Raw genomic sequence first — 19072 nt, 5'->3', positions numbered from 1 at the left:
ATGCCACCTGAGAGGGTATCTTCACGATGAATCGTGGCCTCCACGACCTGGCGAGTAGCATCAAACGCAAAGTTGCCGCCGTATTTGCGCCCGTCGAGCCCAAGCCGCATCGCTCGGGACTTTTCCGCCGCACTCTCCTCGTCACCGCCATGGGTCTGTTTGCCGGCGCCGCCGCCTTGGGCATGGTGCAGCAACCCGACCGCAGCGAACTCCCCCCGTCCCGCGTCATCCAGAGCATCCTGCCGCTGACCACCGAACAGGTCGAAGTCAGCACCCCCAGCGCCGCGCCCTACATCAGCGAAACCCGCATCCGCGCGGGCGACACGCTGGCCGCCGTGCTGCAGCGCCTGGAGCTGGACTCCCCGGACCTGCAGACCTTCCTGACCCACGACGCCAGCGCGCGCAGCATCTACAAGCTGTACCCGGGCCGGTCGGTGCAGGCCGCGACCGACGCCGAAGGCAACCTGATCTGGCTGCGCTACATCCACACCCCGGGTAACGAGGCCGACGGCCAGGTCGTCACCCGCATGCTGCACGTGGCGCGCACCGACGACGGCTACAAGGCCGAGGAAATCACCGAAAGCACCGATCGCCAAACCCGCGTCGCCGTGGGCACGATCCGGTCCTCGCTGTTCGGCGCCACCGATGCCGCCGGCATCCCCGATTCGGTCACCATGCAGATGGCCGACATCCTCAGCGCCAAGATCGACTTCCTGCGCGACCTGCGCCAGGGCGACCAGTTCCGCGTGGTCTACGAAGTGCGCTCGCACGATGGCCGCTACGCCGGCGCCGGCCGCGTGCTGGCCCTGGAATTCATCAACGGCGGCAAGACCTACTCCGCCGTCTGGTTCAGCGCCGACAACAAGACCGGCTCGTACTACGACTTCGACGGCACCAGCCTGCGCGGCGCGTTCCTGCGCACCGCCCTGAAGTTCAGCCGCATCAGCTCGACGTTCGGCATGCGCATGCACCCCATCCACAAGACCTGGACGGGGCACAAGGGCGTGGACTATGCCGCGCCATCAGGCACGCCGATCCACTCCACGGCCGACGGCACGGTGGAATTCGCCGGCTGGCAGAACGGCTATGGCAACGTGGTCATCGTCAAGCACCACGGCAAGTACTCGACGCTCTACGCGCACCAGAGCCGCATCGCCGAAGGTATCACCAAGGGCAGCAAGATCTCGCAAGGGCAACTGATCGGCTACGTCGGCGCCACCGGCTGGGCCACCGGTCCGCACCTGCACTACGAATTCCGCGTCGACAACCAGCCGATCGACCCGTTGTCGGTCGACCTGCCCGTCGCCCGCGCCCTGGAACCGGCCGAAATCCGCGCCTTCAATCAGGCCGTGGCGCCGTACAAGCAGCAGATCCAGCTGCTCACCGAATTCCAGCAGACCCTGCCGGACGCGCTGACCAACGTGGCCAGCCGCTGAGCCGGACCTGCATCACGCATCCGCAAGGCGGCCCGCGCATCTCGATGCCGGGCCGCTTTTTTACAGGCGGCTTTTGACATGACGACACCCCAGCATTTCATCGGCCTGATGTCTGGCACCAGCGTGGACGGCGTCGACGGTGTCCTGGCGCGACTGCGCGACGGCCAGCCGCCGCAGGTGCTGGCCAGCGCCAGCCTGTCAATGCCCGCCGCGCTGCGGGCCGAGTTCCTGGCCCTGAACCTTGCCGGCGACGACGAATTGGCCCGCGCCGCGCTCGCCGCCAACGAACTGGCCCGCCTGTATGCGCAGGTGGTGGCGGACCTGCTGGCCGGCGCCAAGCTGCAAGCGCGGGACGTTGCCGCCATCGGCGCCCATGGCCAGACGGTACGCCACCGCCCCGACAGCGGCTATACCGTGCAATTGAACGCGCCCGCCCTGCTGGCGGAGCTGACCGGCATCGACGTGGTGGCGGACTTCCGCAGCCGCGACGTGGCCGCCGGCGGCCAGGGCGCGCCGCTGGTGCCGCCCTTCCACGCGGCCGTGTTCGGCGCGCCGCAAGGCCGCGCGGTGCTGAACCTGGGCGGCATCGCCAACGTCACGCTGCTGGCGCCGGACCAGCCGCCACGCGGCTTCGACACGGGCCCGGCCAATGTCTTCCTGGATGGCTGGTGCCAGCGGCACCTGGGCCAGTCCTATGACGCCGACGGCCGCTGGGCCGCCAGCGGCCAGGTGCTGGCGCCGCTGCTGGAACAACTGATCGCGAGCGAACCGTGGTTCGCGCTGCCGCCGCCCAAATCGACCGGCCGCGACCTGTTCAACATGCGCTGGCTGGACGACCGGCTGGCCGCCTACGATGGTCCCAGGCCGGCGCCGCAGGACGTGCAGGCCACCCTGCAACGCCTGACGGCCCGCACAGTCGCCAACGCCATCGACGCCGCCGGCACGGACGTGCGCGAGCTCTATGTCTGCGGCGGCGGCGCCTGCAACCCCGGACTGATGCGTGAGTTGGCGTATTGCCTGCAGCGCCCGGTGCATGCCACCGACGCGCTGGGCGTCCCGGCGCAACAGGTGGAGGCGCTGGCGTTCGCCTGGCTGGCCCAGGCCTTCCTGGCGCGCCGCCCCGCCGGCCTGCCCGGCGTCACCGGTGCGCGTGGCGCGCGCATCCTGGGCGCCTTGTATCCCGCCTGACGCGCGCCGCCCGCACGACAAAAAGCCCCTCGGAAAACCGAAGGGCTTTTTTTGTGGCCGAGCGGGCGTGGCCCGCCGCCATCGCGGCGCAATGCCGCTACCGGCTTACACCGAGAACGACGAGCCGCAGCCGCAGGTGGTGCTGGCGTTGGGATTGCGGATGACGAACTGGGCGCCTTCCAGGTCTTCCTTGTAGTCGATCTCGGCGCCGACCAGGTACTGGAAGCTCATGGGGTCAACCAGCAGTTGCACGCCGGCCTTGTCCAGCACGGTGTCGTCTTCGTTGACGACTTCGTCGAACGTGAAACCGTACTGGAAACCCGAACAGCCGCCGCCCTGCACGAACACGCGCAGCTTCAGCTCGGGGTTGCCTTCCTCGGCCAGCAGGTCCTTGACCTTGGCGGCAGCCGAGTCGGTGAACACCAGGGGAGCAGGCGGGGCGGCCTGCAGGTCGACAGTTTCGGTCACTGCATTCATGATTCACTCCTGGCCGCTGGGGCCGTATTCCGATGAGCGGCTGCGCCGCTCGCATGTAGTCACTATAGCGCAGCGCCGCCCGGACTCAAAGTTCGAGCTTGACGCTGCGGGAGGCGCGGACCACATCGCCCTCCAGGACACTGATGGTGACGCTTTCGGGGACAAATCCCTCGGGCACGGCCAGGACGCCCTGGCTGCGCTGGTACTGGTCGAACTGCAAGGCCAGCGACGCCGCGGTGGTGGTTTCGCCGGTGGCGGGCACGGGACCGCTTTCGGCCTTGACCTGCATCGGCGCCAGGTCCACGGTGACGGTTTCGCCCTTGAGCGTGCCGACGGCCTGGAACCGCAGCGTGCCGGCGAACGGGGCGGCACCATTGCGGCCGCTGCGCATCAGCAGCACCTTGTAGCGCAGCCCGCCGCCTTCGCGGTCGATCTGGGCGCCACGGATGTCCACGGTGCCTTCGGGCCCCGGCGGCAGCAGTTGTTCATAGAACGCCAACTGGTCGCGCACGCGGCCGATCTCGGCCTGCGCGGCGTGCAGCTGGGTTTCGAGTTCCTGGCGCGCCGAGCGCTCGATCACCAGCTCGCCGTCGGCGGTATCGAGCTGGCCGCGCAGGTAGCGCAATTGCACCGCCTGCTGGCGCATGGCTTCGTCGCGCGTCTCGACCTGCGCCGCGCTGAGCACGACGGCGTCCTTGGGTTGGTAGACGCCGCGCGCGTAGTAATAGCCCGCCGCCGCGCCCGCCAGCACACCGGCCAGCACGCCGGCGGCGACCCGCAGGCCGAGGCCGGCACGGGAAGTTCGAGGCGTCGCGGAGGAATCGTTGGACATGGGGAGCGGGCCGGCGGCAAACCGCCAGCCCGGCCGGACATCAGGGCAGGATCGCGACCTGGTCCAGGCCGACGGTCTCGGGCAAGCCGAACATCAGGTTCATGTTTTGCACGGCCTGGCCGGCCGCGCCCTTCACCAGATTGTCCTGCACCACCATGATGATGAGCTGGTCGCCGCCGCCCGGGCGCGACAGTGCGATGCGCAGGTTGTTGGAAGCGCGCACCGAGCGCGTCTCGGGCAGGCTGCCAGCGGGCATGACGTCGACGAACGCTTCGTCGGCGTAGCGCTGCTCGAACAGGGCCTGGAAGTCGGTGTCGCGCGCCTCGGGCTTGATGCGCGCGTAGATGGTCGAGTACATGCCACGGATCATCGGCACCAGGTGCGGCACGAAGGTCAGGCCGACCTTGCCGCCGGCGATCTTCTCGAGCTGGGCAACGATTTCGGGATGGTGGCGGTGGCCGGCCACGCCGTAGGCCTTGAAGTTGTCGGATGCCTCGGAGAACAGCGAGCCGACTTCGGCCTTGCGGCCGGCGCCGGACACGCCCGACTTGCAGTCGGCGATCAGGGTCTGCGCATCGACCAGTTGCTTGCCGCCCTCGAGCAGCGGGGCCAGGCCCAGCAGCACGGTGGTCGGGTAGCAGCCCGGGTTGCCGATCACGCGCGCCTTGGCGATGGCTTCGCGGTTCAGCTCGACCAGGCCGTACTGGGATTCAGCCAGGATGTCCGGGCAGGTATGGGGAATCTTGTACCAGCGTTCGAAGGTGGGCACGTCCTGCAGGCGGAAGTCCGCGGCCAGGTCGATGACCTTGGTGCCGGCGGCGATCAGTTCCTGGGCCTGGGCCATGGCCACGCCGTGGGGCGTGGCGAAGAACACCACGTCGCAGTCGGTCAGCGTGGCCTTTTCCGGCGAGGAAAAGGCGATCTGCACGCGGCCGCGCAGGTTCGGGTACATGTCGGCCACCGGCAGCCCGTCTTCCTTGCGGGACGTGATGGCGGTCAATTCCACATGGGGATGCTGCGACAGCAAGCGCAGCAGTTCGACGCCGGTGTAACCGGTGCCGCCGACGATACCAACCTTGATACGGGAGTTCGATGCTTGGGCCATGATGTGTGCTCTTCGTAGAACGAGGCTCGATTGTATCGCTCGGACAACCGGCCTTGCCGCCACGCCGGAAACCGCGCGGCGACCGATGTCCGACCGGACGAAGCCCGCGGAGTTCCGCGGGCCTGGGCGGGGCCTGGGCCCCGGGATGTAAAAAAAAGCCCGCACGAGGCGGGCTTTTTTCGCAGCGATTAACGCTTGCTGAACTGCTTGCGACGGCGCGCCTTGCGGAAGCCGACCTTCTTGCGTTCGACTTCGCGGGCATCGCGGGTCACGAAACCAGCTTGCGACAGCGCGGGCTTCAGGGTCGCGTCGTAGTCGATCAGGGCACGCGTGATGCCGTGACGGACTGCGCCGGCCTGGCCGGTTTCACCGCCGCCGTGCACGTTGACCTTGATGTCGAACGATTCCAGGTGGCCGGTCAGTTCCAGCGGCTGGCGCACGACCATGCGGCCGGTTTCACGGGCGAAGAACTCGTCGACGGGCTTGCCGTTGACGACGATCTTGCCGGTGCCCTTCTTGATGAAAACGCGAGCCACCGAAGTTTTGCGACGGCCGGTTCCGTAGTTCCAGTTACCGATCATGGCGTTTCCTTAGATATCCAGCGTCTTGGGCTGCTGGGCGGTGTGCGGGTGCTCGGCACCGGCATAGACCTTCAGCTTCTTGATCATGGCGTAGCCCAGAGGACCCTTGGGCAGCATGCCCTTGACGGCCTTCTGAATGGCGCGACCGGGAAAACGCTCTTGCATCTTCTCGAAGTTCGTTTCGCGGATACCACCCGGGTACGTGGTGTGGCGGAAGTACTTCTTGTCCTTCGCCTTGGTACCGGTAACGACGATATCGGAAGCGTTGATGATGACGATGTAATCGCCGGTATCAACGTGCGGCGTGAATTCAGGTTTGTGCTTGCCACGCAGACGACGTGCGACTTCGCTGGCCACACGACCGAGGACTTTGCCCTTGGCGTCGATCACAAACCAGTCACGTTGGACTTCATGCGGCTTGGCCACAAAGGTCTTCATGATGGTTCCTAGATATGAAAAATGGTCTCTGACTGGACGATCCAGCCAGGCTTTTTCCCTCAACTAGACAATGGAGCCGGCATCTTTCCAGCAACTGGGTTTCAGTGCCGGGTTTCAGCCAACCCACGGTCCCTATCGACGTCCCGCCTAAGCGTTATTACCCGCCCGTGCAATGGTCAAAATGAGGGAAAGCCTGAAATTCTACCACGGATGCTCAAAAAGTGGGCAGCCGCGATCGAATCCAGGTGGATGGACAGCCGTTCCGAGGGAAACGACTGTCGCATTTTTAAAGGGGACGCAAGTGCGCGCCGCCGGGAACCCCGCCAGCGCGCTCCGGCGCCCCTTGCCCGTTCCGCCGCGCGGATCATGCGCCCAGATAGGCTTCCAGCACCCGCGGGTGGCCCAGTAGCCCGCGACCGGTGCCCGACAGCGCCATGGCGCCGTTCTCCAGCACATAGCCGTGCTGGGCGATCTTGAGCGCCTGGCGCACGTTCTGCTCGACCAGGAACAGGGTCAGGCCGTCGGCGTTGATGGCCCGCAGCGAGCGGAAGATTTCCTGCACCACGATCGGCGCCAGGCCCATCGACGGTTCGTCCAGCAGCAACAGGCGCGGCTTGGCCATCAGGGCGCGGCCGATCGCCAGCATCTGCTGCTCGCCGCCGGAGAGGTTGCCGGCGATGCCGGTGATCCGCTCTTTCAGGCGCGGGAACAGGTTGAAGACGTATTCCAGGTCCGAATCGATGTTCTTCAGGCCGCGGCGGTAGGCGCCCAGCTCGAGGTTTTCCAACACGGTCATGGTGGTGAGGATGGCCCGGCCTTCAGGCACCTGGACGATGCCGCGCGCCACCAGCTGGTGCGGCGCCAGGTTGGTGACGTCCTCGCCTTCGAACAGGATCTTGCCGCGCGCCTTGGGCAGCAGGCCCGACAGCGCCAGCAGCGTGGTCGATTTGCCGGCGCCGTTGGCGCCGACCAGGGCGGTGATTTCCTTGGCTTCCAGGTCCAGGTCGATGCCGCGGACGGCTTCGATATGGCCGTAGTTGACCTCGAGTCCGCGGACTTCCAGCATTGCGCTGCTCATTGTGCGGCCTCCGCGTTGTCGATGTCGTCGTCGTCCTCGCGGCCCAGGTAGGCCTCGATGACCTGCTCGTTGTTGCGGATCTCTTCAGGCCCGCCGCAAGCGATGATCTTGCCGAAGTTCAGCACCGCGATGCGCTCGCACAGCCCCATCACGAAGCGCATGTCGTGCTCGATCATGAGGATGGTGTAGCCGCGGTCGCGGATCGCCAGGATCTCGCGCATCAGCTCGGCGCGCTCGCCGGTGTTCATGCCGGCGACCGGCTCGTCCAGCAGCAGCAGCTTGGGCTCGGTGGCCAACGCGCGCGCCAGCTCCAGGCGGCGCTGCTCGCCGTACGACAGGTTGTCGGCCAGGTCGTTGGCCTTGTGGTCCAGGCGCATCCACGTCAGCAACTCGTGGGCGCGCTCGCGGGCGCGCTTTTCGTGCTCGCGGTAGCCCGGCAGGCCCAGCAGCAGGCTGGGGAAGCCGTAGTTCATGTGGCGGTAGGCGCCCACCACCACGTTCTCCAGCAGCGTCATCTCCTTGAAGAGACGGATGTTCTGGAAGGTGCGGGCGATGCCCATGCGGGTGATGGCGTGCGGCTTGCGACGCAGCAGGCTTTCGCCATTGAAGGCGATGCCGCCGCCGCTGGGCGGCAGCAGGCCGGTGATCAGATTGAACACCGTGGTCTTGCCGGCGCCGTTGGGGCCGATCAGGCCGAAGATCGCGCCTTCGGGCACCGACAGGCTGACGTCATGCAGCACGTGCAGGCCGCCGAAGCTCTTGGAAACGGAGGTCAGCTCAAGCATGGCGCTTGCCTCCTTGACGCATCCAGCGCTTGAAGCGCGCCGGATCCCAGATGCCTTGCGGCAGGAAAAGCACAATCACCACCAGGATCACTCCGTTGATGACCAGGCGGAAATCTGCGAACCCGCGCAGCAGCTCGGGCAGCACGGTGATGATGAAGCTGCCCAGCACCGGACCGGCCAGACCGCCGATACCGCCCAGGATGGCCATCGTCAGGATTTCAACGCCACGGTCGAAGCCGTATTCGTTGGGGCCGATGAAGAAGGTCAGGTGCGCATTCAGCGCACCGGCCAGGCCGGCGATCATCGCGCCAGCCACGAAGGCCAGCATCTTGTTGGCGCGCACGTCGATGCCCATCAGGCCGGCCGCGGTCTCGTCGCCGCGGATGGCCTCGAAGGCGCGTCCGATCTTCGAGGCGCGCACGCGCCACAGCACGAACAGCACGATGACGACCGCCAGGATGACGTGCCACCACTGCGTCAGCTGCGGAATGCCGTTAAGGCCCAGCGCGCCGCCGGTGATCGACTCGGTGTTCAGCACCGTCACCCGCACCACTTCGCCGAAACCCAGCGTGGCCATGGCGAGATAGACCCCTGACAGCCGCAAGGTCGGCAAGCCGATCAGCGCCGCCACCAGGGCCGGCGCCGCCATGCCACCGGCCAGCGCGACCGGGAACGAGACGTCGTAGTTCATGGTGAGCAACGCCGCCGCGTAGGCGCCGATGCCCATGAAGGCCGCATTGGCCATGGCCAGCATGCCGCAGGCAAGCGTCAGCCAGATGGAGAGGGCCAGCAGGGCGTTGGTGCCGAGCGTCAGCACCAGGTTGCCATAGATGGCCCAGAAGTTTTCGAATCCGCTCATACTCAAGCCTTGCGTTGAACCACTTTGCCGAACAGACCTTGCGGGCGCACCAGCAGGATCAGGAACAGCAGGCCGAATGCCACCGCGTCGCGCATGGTGGAGCCGATATAGGCCACCGACAGCACTTCAGCGAAGCCCAGGAACAGCCCGCCCAGCATGGCGCCACGAATGTCGCCCATGCCGCCAAGGATGATGACCGCGATGCCCTTGTGCAGCATCGGCTGGCCCATCAGCGGGAACAGCGCGTTCGAGTACAGGCCGATCAGCACGCCCGCGACCCCGCCCAGGGCGGCGGCGGCGAACGAGGTGGTGATGAAGAGCTTTTCGACGTTGATGCCCAGCAGCCAGGCGGCCTTGGGCGATTCGGCAATGGCGCGCAGGGCGCGGCCGAACTGCGTGCGACGCATCACGAACATCAGCAGGGCCATCAGCGCGAACGACAGGAAGATGATGCCCAGTTCGATCACGGTCAGGTGCAGGCCGGCGATCTCGATCACTTCCTCGGGCACGGTGCCGTGCGGGAAGCGCAGGTTGCTGGCGCCGAAGATGCCTTGCGCGCCATTGTTCAGGATGATGCCCACGCCGATCGTGGCGATCATGGGGATCAGGTGGGGGGCATTACGCTTGCGCAGCGGCTTGAGCACCAGGTAGTCGATGATGACCCCGGTGAAGCCGGCGACGAAAAATGCCACCATCAGCGCCGCCCACAGGGGCAGGCCGAAATGCTGCACCACGGAGAGCGCCGCGTAGGCCCCCACCATGAAGACGGCGCCATGCGCGAGGTTGATCACCCCGAGCACGCCGAATACCAGCGTGAAGCCCAGCGCGAACAGTGCGTACACACAGCCCAGCGACAAGGCGTTAACGAATTGTTGTTCCAACATGATGGGACATATTCCAAATCAAAAAAGAGCCCCCACGCCGCGCCCCCTGCGTGGACTTGCCGCTCGCCAGGCACGGCTTCGGGACTCGGGGCAGGCCTGTGTAAGGCCTTCCACGCCGCGCATTGCGTGGACCTGCCGCCCTGAGAGAGCCGTTCTATTCCTGGGGAGTCCTACGATAAAAAGCGCCTTGCGGACGACAGCTGGCCGCCGTCCGCAAGGCGCATCCCCCCGCGCGGGGATGCTGACTGCTTACTTCTCGATGACGTACTTGCCGTCCTTGGTCACGCTGACGATCGGCGCCTGGTCGGCGTCGTAGCCGGCGGGCTTGCCGGCGCGGTCGGTGGCCTGGCGGAACTTGAAGGCGCCGGTGGCGCCGGTCCATTGCACCGAGGGCAGCGCGTCGCGCAGGGCGGCGCGGTCCTTGGCCAGTTCGCCGGAGATCTTGGTGTTCTTCAGGGCCTGGGCGACGATGTACATGGCGTCGTACGACTGCGCGGCGAACTGGTCGGGCGCGCCGTTGAACTTGGCCTTGTAGGCGTCGATGAACTTGACGTTCTCGGGGGCCTTGTTCTCGATCGACCACGGGCTGCCGATCCACAGGTTGTTCGACGCGCCGCCGGGGGCCAGGTCGAAGATCTTGACCGAGTTCATGCCGTTGCCGCCGATGACGGGCACGTTCAGGCCCAGCTGGCGGGCCTGCACCATGATCGGGGCGCCTTCGGCCAACAGCGCCGACAGCACGATGGCGTCGGGGTTGGTGCCCTTGATCTTGGTCAGCTGGGCCTTGAAGTCGACGTCGCCCTTGGCGAACGTTTCGGTCGTGGTGACCGGGATCTTCTGGTCTTCCAGGGCCTTCTTGAAGTTGTCGTAGCCGCTCTTGGTGAAGACGTCGTCGTTGCCGTACAGCACCGCCACGTTCTTCAGGCCGGTCTTGGCCTTGACGGTGGAGATGGTGGCGGGCAGCACGTCGGCTTCGGTGACCGAGTTGCGGAACACGTAGTTGCCGATGGAGGTGATACCGTCGGCGGTGTTGGAGGTGCCGAAGGCGACCGTCTTGGCGGCCTGGGCGATCGGGTCGGCGGCCTGGGCCGAGTTCGACAGCGTCGGGCCGAACACCATCAGGACGTTGTCCTTGAAGATCAGCTTCTTGAAGACGTTGATGGCTTCTTCTTTCTTGCCTTGCTCGTCCTCGACCACCAGCACGATCTTGTTGCCATTGATCCCGCCCGCGGCGTTGATCTCGTCAGCGGCCAGTTGGAAACCGTTGCGGATCGACACGCCGTACTGAGCGGCGCCGCCCGACAGGGCCTCGGCCACGCCCAGCTTGATGTCGGCCGCATGGGCAGCCGGGACGATACCGGCGGCGATCAGCGCGGCCAGCAGCTTCTTGGTCTTGGATTGCATGGTTGATACCACCTTAAAGTCTGTCTCGGAATGTTGGTTATCCAGGCCGGGATGTTCCCGCCGGATTGACGTCCAATGGCGCCTGAAGGCGTCACGTTTGCGCGTCAAGACCCGGGATATTACTCCTTTGTATCAGGCCGAAACTCGAATGCCGTTCAACAAAAGGAGCAAAACCGCCCATTTTTTTGTAAAAAACACGGGGTTATCAGCGAAAACCCCACCTCCAACCGAATGCCATTCGGCATCCGGACCTGCCATCAACTGCGAGCGGACAGCGCCACGCCCAGGTACTGGTCGTAGGCGCCCTCGGTCAAGCGGAGCCAGGGCATCGCGTTGTCGCGAAAACCCATGTAGTTGTCGTGGATCGCCTTGAATTTCGGGTCCTTCTCGCCCAGGTCCTTGTAGACCTGCTGGGTCGCCTCGAACGCGGCATCCATGACCGAGCGCGGCAAGGCGCGCACCTGCGCGCCGGCCGCGACCAGTTGGGCCAGCGCGGCCGGATTGCGGGCGGCGTAGGCCGCCGTGGTGCGCGCATGCGCGGCCAGAGCGGCGGCTTCGACCACCGCCTGGTAGTGCTTGGGCAGCTTGGCCCAGGCCTCTTCATTGATATAGAGCGACAGCTGTTCGCTGGCGGCCCACCAGCTGGGGCCGTAATAGAACCTGGCAGCCTTGTTCAGGCCGAGCTTGCCGTCGTCGTAGGCGCCGGCGCCGGCCACGGCGTCCGGGCCCGCCTTGGCAGCGGCCTCGGCGGGCTTGGCGGCGTCGGCGGACTTGGCGGCGTCGGCGGACTTGGCGGCCTCGGTCGGCTTGCTGCCCTCCGCCGGCTTGGCGTCCTTGGGATCCTTGGCGGCTTCTGCCGGCTTGGCATCCTGGGCGGCCTCGGCGCCCTTCCCGTCATTGGCCTGCGCGGCCGCGCCGGTCTGCTGCGGCAGCACGCCCAGATGCGCCAGCACCTGCGCCGCCAGGCCGTCGACGCGCATCCTCAAGTCTTTCAAATCGGTCGCGCGCTTGATCTCGCGGTTGGACCACAGGCCCATCTGCGAACCGGTGTTGCCGAGCGGAAAGTTGATGATCTTCTGCGCCTTGAACAGTTCGCGCATCAGGCGCAGGCCGTCGCCTTCGAGCATCCAGGCATTCATCTGGCCCGCGTCCAGCCCGAACGGCACCGCCGAATCGAAGCAGAAGGCGGGGTTTTTGGCGAAGTAGATGCCTGATGACACGTGGGCGCATTCGACCGTGGCGGCGCCGACCGCGTCCATCAGTTGCGCCGCGGGCGCGACCTCGCCTTCGGCCAGTTGCTTGATGCTGAACTTGCCGCCGGTGGCATCGGAGACGAATTTGCGGAAAATCTCGCCAGCGCCGAAGCGCAGGTCCAGCGCCGCCGGAAAGCCGGACGCCAGGCGCCAGCTGATCGAGGGGGAATCCTGCGCCAGGGCGGGAGCGCTGACCGCCGCCCCCGCCGCCACGGCGCCCAGGCCGGCCTGCTTCAAGAATGAACGTCGTTGCATCTCTTTGCTCCTCTACAGCGATACCAGTTTGAGCAATACCCGCCGGATATTACACGTTGCCATCGCCGCTGACGGCTAGAGGAATTCCCGAGCGGTCAAGGATTGCAAAGAGCGTTGTGACGCGGTTGCCGGGTCAGGTGCCGGCGATCGCCATCTGTTCGATCAGGATCGAACCGGTGGTCTTGGTGCCGCGCGAGATGGTGTCGGCGCCCACCGCGACGATCTGGCGGAACATGTCCGACAGGTTGCCGGCGATGGTGACTTCCTGCACCGCATGCTGGATCTGGCCGTTCTCGACCCAATAGCCGAACGCGCCGCGCGAATAGTCGCCGGTGACGTAGTTCACGCCCTGTCCGATCAGCTCGGTGACCAGGAAGCCCGTGCCCATCTTCTTGAGCATCGCCTCGAAATCGTCGCCACGGCGCGTCAGCGTGGAGCTGAAGACCAGGTTGTGCGAACCGCCCGCGTTGCCGGTGGTCTGCATGCCGAGCTTGCGCGCGGTGTAGGAGGACAGGAAATAGCCTTCCAGCACGCCAGCCGAGACCACGTTGCGCTTGCGGGTGCGCACGCCTTCGTCGTCGAACGGCGAACTGCCCATGGCGCCGCGGATGTGCGGGTCTTCGGTCAGGTTGATGTGTTCGGGGAAGATCGGCTTGCCCAGGGCGTCGAGCAGGAAGCTGGCCTTGCGGTACAGCGCGCCGCCGTTGGCGGCCTGCGTCAGGGCGCCGACCAGGCCGAGCGCCAGCGGCGCCTCGAACAGGACCGGGAACTTGCCGGTGCGGATGCGGCGCGCCGACAGGCGCGACAGCGTGCGCTCGGCGGCGTAGCGGCCGACGGCCTCGGGCGTGGCCAGCTTGGCCGGATCGCGCTCGGAGGTGTACCAGTAGTCGCGCTGCATGCCGTTGCCGCGGCCGGCGATGGGCGCCACCGACAGGCTGTGGCGCGAATACGGGTAGCCGCCCAGGAAGCCACGGGTGTTGCCCATGACGAACTGGCCTTCGTAGGTGCCGACCGTGGCGCCGTCGGTATTGGTGATGCGGGCATCGACCTCGCGCGCGGCGCGTTCGGCGCGCAGCGCCAGCTCGGCGGCTTCCTCGGTGGAAACCGTCCAGGCGCGATGCAGGTCGAGGTCGGGGAATTCGGTGGCCAACTGGTCGGCGTCGGGCAGGCCGGCGGCCGGATCGGCGGCAGTGTGGCGGGCGATGTGCCAGGCGGCTTCGACCGTCTGGCGCAGCGCGGCTTCGGAGAAGTCGGAGGTCGAGGCGGAGCCGCGGCTCTGGCCGGCGTAGACCGTCAGGTCGAGCGAGCGGTCACGGGTCTGTTCGACGGTCTCGATGTCGTTCTTGCGCACCGATACCGACAGGCCCAGGCTTTCGGAGACTTCGGCCGCGGCGTCCGAGGCGCCGATCTGGCGCGCGTAGGCCAGGGTTTGCTCGACGAGTTCGGAAAAACGCGCGTGATTGGCCGCCAGCGGCAAGGAGGAGGAGGATTTGACCATTGCTGTCCAATTTGCAGAGACGGTTATCATAGCCAAGTCTGTCATTGCGCAGTTTTCCATGAATTCCCACATCGAAGAAGAATCCTCCGACGGCTACGACGAGAACGGCTACGATCGTCCCAGCAAGTCCCAGGTCAAGCGTGAAATGCACGCGCTGCTGGACCTGGGCAAGCAACTGATCGAACTGTCCCCCGAACGCCTCAAGCAGTTGCCCCTGGCCGAACGCCTCTACGAGGCGATCCGCGAGGCGCAGCGCACCACCAGCCGCGAAGGCCGCCGCCGCCAGACCCACTTCGTGGGCAAGCTGATGCGCGACGCCCCCGCCGACGAGATCCGCGCCCAGCTCGACGTGTGGGAAAACGGCTCGCGCGAGGAAACCGCGGCCATGCACCGCCTGGAAACCCTGCGCGACCGCCTGCTCGACGACGACGACGCGCTGACCAAGCTGCTGAACGACAATCCGCAAGCGGATGTGCAGCAGCTACGCGCGGTGATTCGCGCCGCCCGCAAGGAAAAGCTGGCCAACGCCTCGCTGCTGCAAGGCCAGGAACCGCAGAAGAAGCACTATCGCGCCCTGTTCCAGGCCCTCAAGACCCTCACCCACTGATTGCGCCCGCCGTCCATGAACGCCCCCACCGACCTGCTCGATTGCATCGAGATCGAAACCGCCTCCAATCCCACGCACGCCGTGATCTGGCTGCACGGCCTGGGCGCCGACGGCAACGACTTCGCGCCCATCGTGCCGGAACTGGACCTGCCGGCCGGCCTGGGCGTGCGCTTCGTATTTCCCAACGCTCCCGTGCAGCGCGTCACCATCAACAATGGCATGGCGATGCGTTCCTGGTACGACATCCTGGTGATGGATCTGGTGCGGGTGGAAGACGCCAAGGGCATCCGCGCCTCGGAGGCCGCGATCCACAAGCTGATCGCGCGCGAGAACGCGCGCGGCATCCCGACCTCGAACATCGTGCTGGCGGGCTTCTCGCAGGGCTGCGCCATGACCCTGCACACCGGCCTGCGTCTGCAGGACAAGCTGGCCGGCATGATGGGCCTGTCGGGCTACCTGCCGCTGCTGGACAGCGCCGAGGCCGAGCGCGCTCCCGCCAACCAGCGCACTCCCATCTTCCTGGCCCACGGCCTGTATGACCCGGTGGTGTCGCTGCCGCGCGCCGAGGCCTCGCGGGCCGAACTGGAACGGCTGGGCTACGACGTGCGCTGGCACACCTACCCCATGCCGCATTCGGTCTGCGCCGAGGAAGTGGCCGACATCTCGCGCTTTCTGAACCAGGTGCTGGTGTAACTCCGGCGGCGCGCGCCGCGCCGCCACCCTCCCCCGGGTCCGGATTCTCCGGGCCGTTCGCACGGGGATTCCCTGCTTTGTATACCAAGTGGTATTCCAGCCCCGAATTTTCCGGGGCCCGGCTTCGCTCGTCCATAGAGAAAAACGACAATACTAAAACGCTTGCTGCTCGCCTAGGTTGAATATAGTATTCAATCCAAGCCGTATCGGCCCGATCGCAATCGCCTCGGGCTTCCCTGTTGTTGCAGTCGATCCATCCCATTGGCCGTGTCGCGCCGGGTTTCGGCGAGGCATTCAGACGCAGGAGAAAGTCCCGTGAAGCCCTTGCCATTGCCTCGCCTGGCAGCGGTGGCGCTGCTTGCCGCCGTCCTCGCCCCGTTCGCCAGCCACGGCGAAGCCCTCAATCCCCCGGTAAAGGTGCGCTACGAAGAGGTGGTGCGCTCGATCCTGTACGTGCCCAAGTACGTCGCGCTGTCGCAGGGCTACTTCAAGGATGCCGGGCTGGACGTGTCCATGAAGACCTCGCAGGGCACCGACAAGGGCATGACCGCCCTGCTCTCGGGCAGCGCCGACATCGTACTGATCGGCCCCGAGGCCTCGATCTACGTGCAGAACAGCGAATCGCCGGTCAAGCCGAAGATCTTCGCCGGGTTGACCGCCACCGACGGCTTCTTCCTGCTGGCGCGCAAGCCGGTCGAGAAGTTCGACTGGAGCATGCTCAAGGGCAAGGAGGTGATCGGCTTTCGGCCCGGGTCGAACCCCATCGTGTTCCTGGAGACCGCGCTGCGCAAGCACGGCCTGGACCCGCAGAAGGACGTCAAGCTGCTCAACAACATCGGCATCCCCGCCCGCGCCGGCGCCTGGATGGCCGGCCAGGGCGAGTACGGCATCTTCCTGGAACCCGAGGCCGGCGAGCTGGTGCGCAACGGCAAGGGCTACATCGTGGCCTCGGTCGGCCATGAGGTCGGCCAGGTGGACTACACGGTCTTCACCGCCACCGACAAGTACATCCGCGACAACCCCAAGGTGATCCAGGCCTGGACCAACGTGGTGGCGCGCGCGGAAAAGTACGTGAAGGACACGCCCGCGGCCACGCTGGCGCCGCAGATCATGAGCTACTTCCCCGGCATGGATGCGGCCGCGGTGACCGACGCGATCGAGCGCTACAAGCAGTACCAGATCTGGAAGACCACGCCGCTGGTGACGGCCGAGGCCATGAACCGGCTGCAGGACATGCTGGTCGCCAGCGCGGTGATGAAGGACGGCGCCCGGGTCAAATACGAGGATGTGGTGGTGGCGGACTTCGCCAGGAAGGTGCCGTGATGAGCGCCGTCGTCCACAACCTCAAGCCGGACCCGGCCACCGCCAAGATCGAACTGCGCGATGTCTGCCTGAGCTACTTCACGCCGGAAGGCGAGACCGAAGCGCTGTCGCAGGTGTCGTTCGCGCTGGCGCCGGGCGAATTCGTCAGCCTGATCGGCCAGAGCGGCTGTGGCAAGAGCACGCTGCTGTCGCTGATCGCCGGCCTGCACGCGCCGACCTCGGGCACGGTGATGATCGACGGCCAGGCGGTCACCGAACCCAATCCGCGCATCGGCTACATGCTGCAGCAGGATTATCTTTTCGAGTGGCGCACCATTCTGGACAACGTCATGCTGGGCGCCGAGATCCAGGGCCGGCGCGATGCGCGCAGCGAGGCGCGGGCCGTGCACCTGCTGGAAAAGTGCGGACTGGGCGCGTTCCTGTCGCATACGCCACGCCAGTTGTCGGGCGGCATGCGCCAGCGCGCCGCGCTGGCGCGCACGCTGGTGACCGAGCCCGACGTGATCCTGCTGGACGAGCCATTCTCGGCGCTCGATTCGCAGACCCGGCTGGCGATCTCCGACGAGGTCGTCGACATCCTGCGGCGCGAGGGCAAGACGGTGGTGCTGGTGACGCACGACATCGGCGAGGCCATCGCCATGACCGACCGCGTCATCGTGCTGTCGCGCCGGCCCGGCCGGCTCAAGAGCCAGTACCGCATCCACTACGGCGACGGCGCGCGCCCCACGCCGTTCCAGGCCCGCTCGCGGCCGGAATTCAATGCCTACTTCAAGCAGCTCTGGGACGAGCTGGACGTCCATGTGGAGGGTTGAGCCGTGAACGCACCGATCGCCAACACCGTGCCGCTGCGCGCCGTGCCCGCGCCCAGCCAGAAGTACCTGGACTACCTGCGGCGCGACCGCGCCCGCCGGCGCCACATCCGCATCGCCCAGGCGCTGCTGCTGGTGGTGTTCCTGTGCGCCTGGGAGATCCTGCCGCGCATGCACATCCTGAACCCGCTGCTGACCAGCTATCCGAGCGCGCTGTGGCCGACCTTCCTGGAACTGTGGAGCCAGGGCAACCTGGCGCGCCACATCGCCACCACGCTGTCGGCCACGCTGGTGGGCTTCACGCTCAGCATGGTGATCGGCATCATCGTCGCCGCCGCGCTGTGGTGGTCGGACTTCCTGTACAAGGTGCTGGATCCGTTCCTGGTGGTGGCCAATGCCATGCCCAAGATCGCCTTCGTGCCGATCTTCTACCTGTGGCTGGGGTCGGACTACGCGGTCTACGGCATGGCTGTGGCAATCGCCGTGTTCGTGACCATCATGGTGGTGTACGCCGGTTTTCGCGCCATCGACCTGAACAAGGTCAAGCTGGCCCGCACCTTCGGCGCCAGCCGCTGGCAGGTGCTGACCAAGGTGGTGCTGCCCGGCAGCGTGCCGACCCTGATCGCCGCGGTGAAGATGAACATCGGCCTGGCGCTGGTGGGCGTCATCGTGGGCGAATTCCAGTCGGCCGACTCGGGCCTGGGCTTTCTCATCATGAACGGCAGCCAGGTCTTCAAGCTGAACATCGTCATGACCGCCATCGCCATGCTGGCGCTGATCTCCAGCGTCATGTACCTGGTGGTGTACCGCATCGAAGCCGCCGTGGCGCGGCGCTACGGATAAGGAACCGCCATGCAGATTCCGCAATGGGTGCAGGACCGCGTCATCGCCCGCCAGGGCTGCCTGCATCCCTACGACAGCCTGCCCGGCGCCCGCACCGCGGTGGTGGTGATCGACATGCAGCAGTACTTCACGCTGCCCGGCTACCAGGGCGAATGCGCCGCGGCGCGCGACATCATCGCGCCGGTCAACCGCCTGTGCGACGCGGTGCGCGCGGCCGGCGGCACGGTGGTCTGGGTGCAGACCGCGTCCGACAACGCCGACGCCTTCTGGTCGCACCACCATGGCGTGATGCTGACGCCCGAGCGCAGCGCCCGGCGCCTGGAAACCCTGCGCCGCGATGCGCCGGGTTTCGCGCTGCATCCGGACCTGCGGCCGGCCGACAGCGACTTGCGCGTGACCAAGCGCTTCTACAGCGCCATGGCCACAGGCTCGTCGGAACTGGAGCCGCTGCTGCGCGGACGCGGCGTGGACACGCTGCTGATCGCCGGCACGGTCACCAACGTCTGTTGCGAATCGACCGCGCGCGACGCGATGATGCGCGACTTCCGCACCATCATGGTGGACGACGCGCTGGCCGCGGTGACGCCGGCCGAACACGAAAACGCCCTGCATGGCTGGCTGCTGTTCTTCGGCGACGTGCTGTCGGTGGATGAAGTGGCGACGCGGCTGCGGCCAGCCCAGGCCGCGCGCAAGACGGCCTGAAGCCGGCATGGCCACGGCCGGG

At 66.5% G+C, this 19072-nt stretch carries 20 protein-coding genes; 8 read left to right on the top strand and 12 right to left on the bottom strand.

Going from position 1 to position 19072, the window contains the following annotated elements; all coding sequences use genetic code 11:
• The first annotated feature begins 26 nt into the window (after nt 1-26).
• Nucleotides 27-1436: a M23 family metallopeptidase gene (locus AC6CR5_RS23575; protein WP_026383217.1), complete on the top strand. Its 1410-nt coding sequence runs from the start codon at nt 27-29 to the stop codon at nt 1434-1436.
• A 78-nt stretch (nt 1437-1514) separates the two neighbouring features.
• Entirely contained in the window at nt 1515-2624 is a 1110-nt protein-coding gene (locus AC6CR5_RS23570; RefSeq protein ID WP_024067699.1) for an anhydro-N-acetylmuramic acid kinase, read from the top strand.
• A 105-nt stretch (nt 2625-2729) separates the two neighbouring features.
• On the opposite strand, the gene erpA is transcribed toward AC6CR5_RS23570, so the two are convergent.
• The 12 genes from erpA to pmbA form a co-directional block, all read right to left on the bottom strand.
• Nucleotides 2730-3101, bottom strand: coding sequence for an iron-sulfur cluster insertion protein ErpA (gene erpA, locus AC6CR5_RS23565; RefSeq protein ID WP_006388644.1), 372 nt, complete (start codon nt 3099-3101; stop codon nt 2730-2732).
• 85 nt (nt 3102-3186) lie between these two features.
• Nucleotides 3187-3933 carry a DUF6776 family protein gene (locus AC6CR5_RS23560; protein ID WP_006388643.1) on the bottom strand — a complete coding sequence of 249 codons (747 nt, stop codon included), beginning with the start codon at nt 3931-3933 and terminating at the stop codon, nt 3187-3189.
• A 40-nt stretch (nt 3934-3973) separates the two neighbouring features.
• Nucleotides 3974-5038, bottom strand: coding sequence for an N-acetyl-gamma-glutamyl-phosphate reductase (gene argC / locus AC6CR5_RS23555; RefSeq protein WP_498085005.1), 1065 nt, complete (start codon nt 5036-5038; stop codon nt 3974-3976).
• 188 nt (nt 5039-5226) lie between these two features.
• On the bottom strand, nt 5227-5619 hold the full coding sequence (gene rpsI, locus AC6CR5_RS23550) for a 30S ribosomal protein S9 (protein ID WP_006388641.1): 393 nt from the start codon (nt 5617-5619) through the stop codon (nt 5227-5229).
• A gap of 9 nt (nt 5620-5628) precedes the next feature.
• On the bottom strand, nt 5629-6057 hold the full coding sequence (gene rplM, locus AC6CR5_RS23545; RefSeq protein ID WP_006217309.1) for a 50S ribosomal protein L13: 429 nt from the start codon (nt 6055-6057) through the stop codon (nt 5629-5631).
• A 364-nt stretch (nt 6058-6421) separates the two neighbouring features.
• Nucleotides 6422-7135: an ABC transporter ATP-binding protein gene (locus AC6CR5_RS23540; RefSeq protein ID WP_006388640.1), complete on the bottom strand. Its 714-nt coding sequence runs from the start codon at nt 7133-7135 to the stop codon at nt 6422-6424.
• On the bottom strand, nt 7132-7920 hold the full coding sequence (locus tag AC6CR5_RS23535; protein WP_020925256.1) for an ABC transporter ATP-binding protein: 789 nt from the start codon (nt 7918-7920) through the stop codon (nt 7132-7134). Before AC6CR5_RS23535 ends, AC6CR5_RS23540 begins: the two co-directional genes overlap by 4 nt.
• The gene (locus tag AC6CR5_RS23530; protein ID WP_006388638.1) at nt 7913-8779 is read right to left on the bottom strand and encodes a branched-chain amino acid ABC transporter permease; all 867 of its coding nucleotides are present in this window, start codon (nt 8777-8779) and stop codon (nt 7913-7915) included. The genes AC6CR5_RS23535 and AC6CR5_RS23530 overlap by 8 nt, the downstream gene beginning before the upstream one ends.
• 2 nt (nt 8780-8781) lie before the next feature.
• Nucleotides 8782-9663 (bottom strand): branched-chain amino acid ABC transporter permease, encoded by an 882-nt coding sequence (locus AC6CR5_RS23525; protein ID WP_006388637.1) that lies wholly within the window; start codon nt 9661-9663, stop codon nt 8782-8784.
• A gap of 249 nt (nt 9664-9912) precedes the next feature.
• The gene (locus tag AC6CR5_RS23520) at nt 9913-11067 is read right to left on the bottom strand and encodes an ABC transporter substrate-binding protein (protein ID WP_020925257.1); all 1155 of its coding nucleotides are present in this window, start codon (nt 11065-11067) and stop codon (nt 9913-9915) included.
• Nucleotides 11068-11324: 257 nt separating this feature from the next.
• A complete protein-coding gene (locus AC6CR5_RS23515; RefSeq protein WP_498085004.1) occupies nt 11325-12575 on the bottom strand; it encodes a TRAP transporter substrate-binding protein in 1251 nt (416 codons plus the stop codon).
• A 133-nt stretch (nt 12576-12708) separates the two neighbouring features.
• Nucleotides 12709-14073 (bottom strand): metalloprotease PmbA, encoded by a 1365-nt coding sequence (gene pmbA / locus AC6CR5_RS23510; RefSeq protein WP_006388634.1) that lies wholly within the window; start codon nt 14071-14073, stop codon nt 12709-12711.
• A gap of 58 nt (nt 14074-14131) precedes the next feature.
• Here pmbA and yjgA point away from each other — a divergent pair, with 58 nt between their 5' ends.
• The 6 genes from yjgA to AC6CR5_RS23480 all read left to right on the top strand — a co-directional run bounded on the left by yjgA (nt 14132) and on the right by AC6CR5_RS23480 (nt 19050).
• Nucleotides 14132-14680: a ribosome biogenesis factor YjgA gene (gene yjgA / locus AC6CR5_RS23505; protein ID WP_006388633.1), complete on the top strand. Its 549-nt coding sequence runs from the start codon at nt 14132-14134 to the stop codon at nt 14678-14680.
• A gap of 15 nt (nt 14681-14695) precedes the next feature.
• Nucleotides 14696-15373 carry an alpha/beta hydrolase gene (locus tag AC6CR5_RS23500; protein WP_006388632.1) on the top strand — a complete coding sequence of 226 codons (678 nt, stop codon included), beginning with the start codon at nt 14696-14698 and terminating at the stop codon, nt 15371-15373.
• A gap of 315 nt (nt 15374-15688) precedes the next feature.
• Nucleotides 15689-16696 (top strand): ABC transporter substrate-binding protein, encoded by a 1008-nt coding sequence (locus tag AC6CR5_RS23495; protein WP_437257178.1) that lies wholly within the window; start codon nt 15689-15691, stop codon nt 16694-16696.
• Nucleotides 16696-17508 carry an ABC transporter ATP-binding protein gene (locus tag AC6CR5_RS23490; protein WP_006388630.1) on the top strand — a complete coding sequence of 271 codons (813 nt, stop codon included), beginning with the start codon at nt 16696-16698 and terminating at the stop codon, nt 17506-17508. The genes AC6CR5_RS23495 and AC6CR5_RS23490 overlap by 1 nt, the downstream gene beginning before the upstream one ends.
• Nucleotides 17509-17511: 3 nt before the next feature.
• A complete protein-coding gene (locus tag AC6CR5_RS23485) occupies nt 17512-18348 on the top strand; it encodes an ABC transporter permease (RefSeq protein WP_006388629.1) in 837 nt (278 codons plus the stop codon).
• A 9-nt stretch (nt 18349-18357) separates the two neighbouring features.
• Complete coding sequence (locus tag AC6CR5_RS23480) at nt 18358-19050, top strand: cysteine hydrolase family protein (RefSeq protein ID WP_049071161.1); 693 nt, start codon at nt 18358-18360, stop codon at nt 19048-19050.
• Nucleotides 19051-19072: the final 22 nt, after the last annotated feature.

The organism is Achromobacter sp. EG18 (assembly GCF_059759395.1).
This window is presented reverse-complemented; position numbering and strand designations above follow the sequence as displayed.

Bases quoted from the DNA above. Each gene is read 5' to 3' on its own strand.
- AC6CR5_RS23575 (WP_026383217.1), top strand. From the start codon at position 27: ATGAATCGTGGCCTCCACGACCTGGCGAGTAGCATCAAACGCAAAGTT.
- AC6CR5_RS23570 (WP_024067699.1), top strand. From the start codon at position 1,515: ATGACGACACCCCAGCATTTCATCGGCCTGATGTCTGGCACCAGCGTG.
- erpA (WP_006388644.1), bottom strand. From the start codon at position 3,101: ATGAATGCAGTGACCGAAACTGTCGACCTGCAGGCCGCCCCGCCTGCT.
- AC6CR5_RS23560 (WP_006388643.1), bottom strand. From the start codon at position 3,933: ATGTCCAACGATTCCTCCGCGACGCCTCGAACTTCCCGTGCCGGCCTC.
- argC (WP_498085005.1), bottom strand. From the start codon at position 5,038: ATGGCCCAAGCATCGAACTCCCGTATCAAGGTTGGTATCGTCGGCGGC.
- rpsI (WP_006388641.1), bottom strand. From the start codon at position 5,619: ATGATCGGTAACTGGAACTACGGAACCGGCCGTCGCAAAACTTCGGTG.
- rplM (WP_006217309.1), bottom strand. From the start codon at position 6,057: ATGAAGACCTTTGTGGCCAAGCCGCATGAAGTCCAACGTGACTGGTTT.
- AC6CR5_RS23540 (WP_006388640.1), bottom strand. From the start codon at position 7,135: ATGAGCAGCGCAATGCTGGAAGTCCGCGGACTCGAGGTCAACTACGGC.
- AC6CR5_RS23535 (WP_020925256.1), bottom strand. From the start codon at position 7,920: ATGCTTGAGCTGACCTCCGTTTCCAAGAGCTTCGGCGGCCTGCACGTG.
- AC6CR5_RS23530 (WP_006388638.1), bottom strand. From the start codon at position 8,779: ATGAGCGGATTCGAAAACTTCTGGGCCATCTATGGCAACCTGGTGCTG.
- AC6CR5_RS23525 (WP_006388637.1), bottom strand. From the start codon at position 9,663: ATGTTGGAACAACAATTCGTTAACGCCTTGTCGCTGGGCTGTGTGTAC.
- AC6CR5_RS23520 (WP_020925257.1), bottom strand. From the start codon at position 11,067: ATGCAATCCAAGACCAAGAAGCTGCTGGCCGCGCTGATCGCCGCCGGT.
- AC6CR5_RS23515 (WP_498085004.1), bottom strand. From the start codon at position 12,575: ATGCAACGACGTTCATTCTTGAAGCAGGCCGGCCTGGGCGCCGTGGCG.
- pmbA (WP_006388634.1), bottom strand. From the start codon at position 14,073: ATGGTCAAATCCTCCTCCTCCTTGCCGCTGGCGGCCAATCACGCGCGT.
- yjgA (WP_006388633.1), top strand. From the start codon at position 14,132: ATGAATTCCCACATCGAAGAAGAATCCTCCGACGGCTACGACGAGAAC.
- AC6CR5_RS23500 (WP_006388632.1), top strand. From the start codon at position 14,696: ATGAACGCCCCCACCGACCTGCTCGATTGCATCGAGATCGAAACCGCC.
- AC6CR5_RS23490 (WP_006388630.1), top strand. From the start codon at position 16,696: ATGAGCGCCGTCGTCCACAACCTCAAGCCGGACCCGGCCACCGCCAAG.
- AC6CR5_RS23480 (WP_049071161.1), top strand. From the start codon at position 18,358: ATGCAGATTCCGCAATGGGTGCAGGACCGCGTCATCGCCCGCCAGGGC.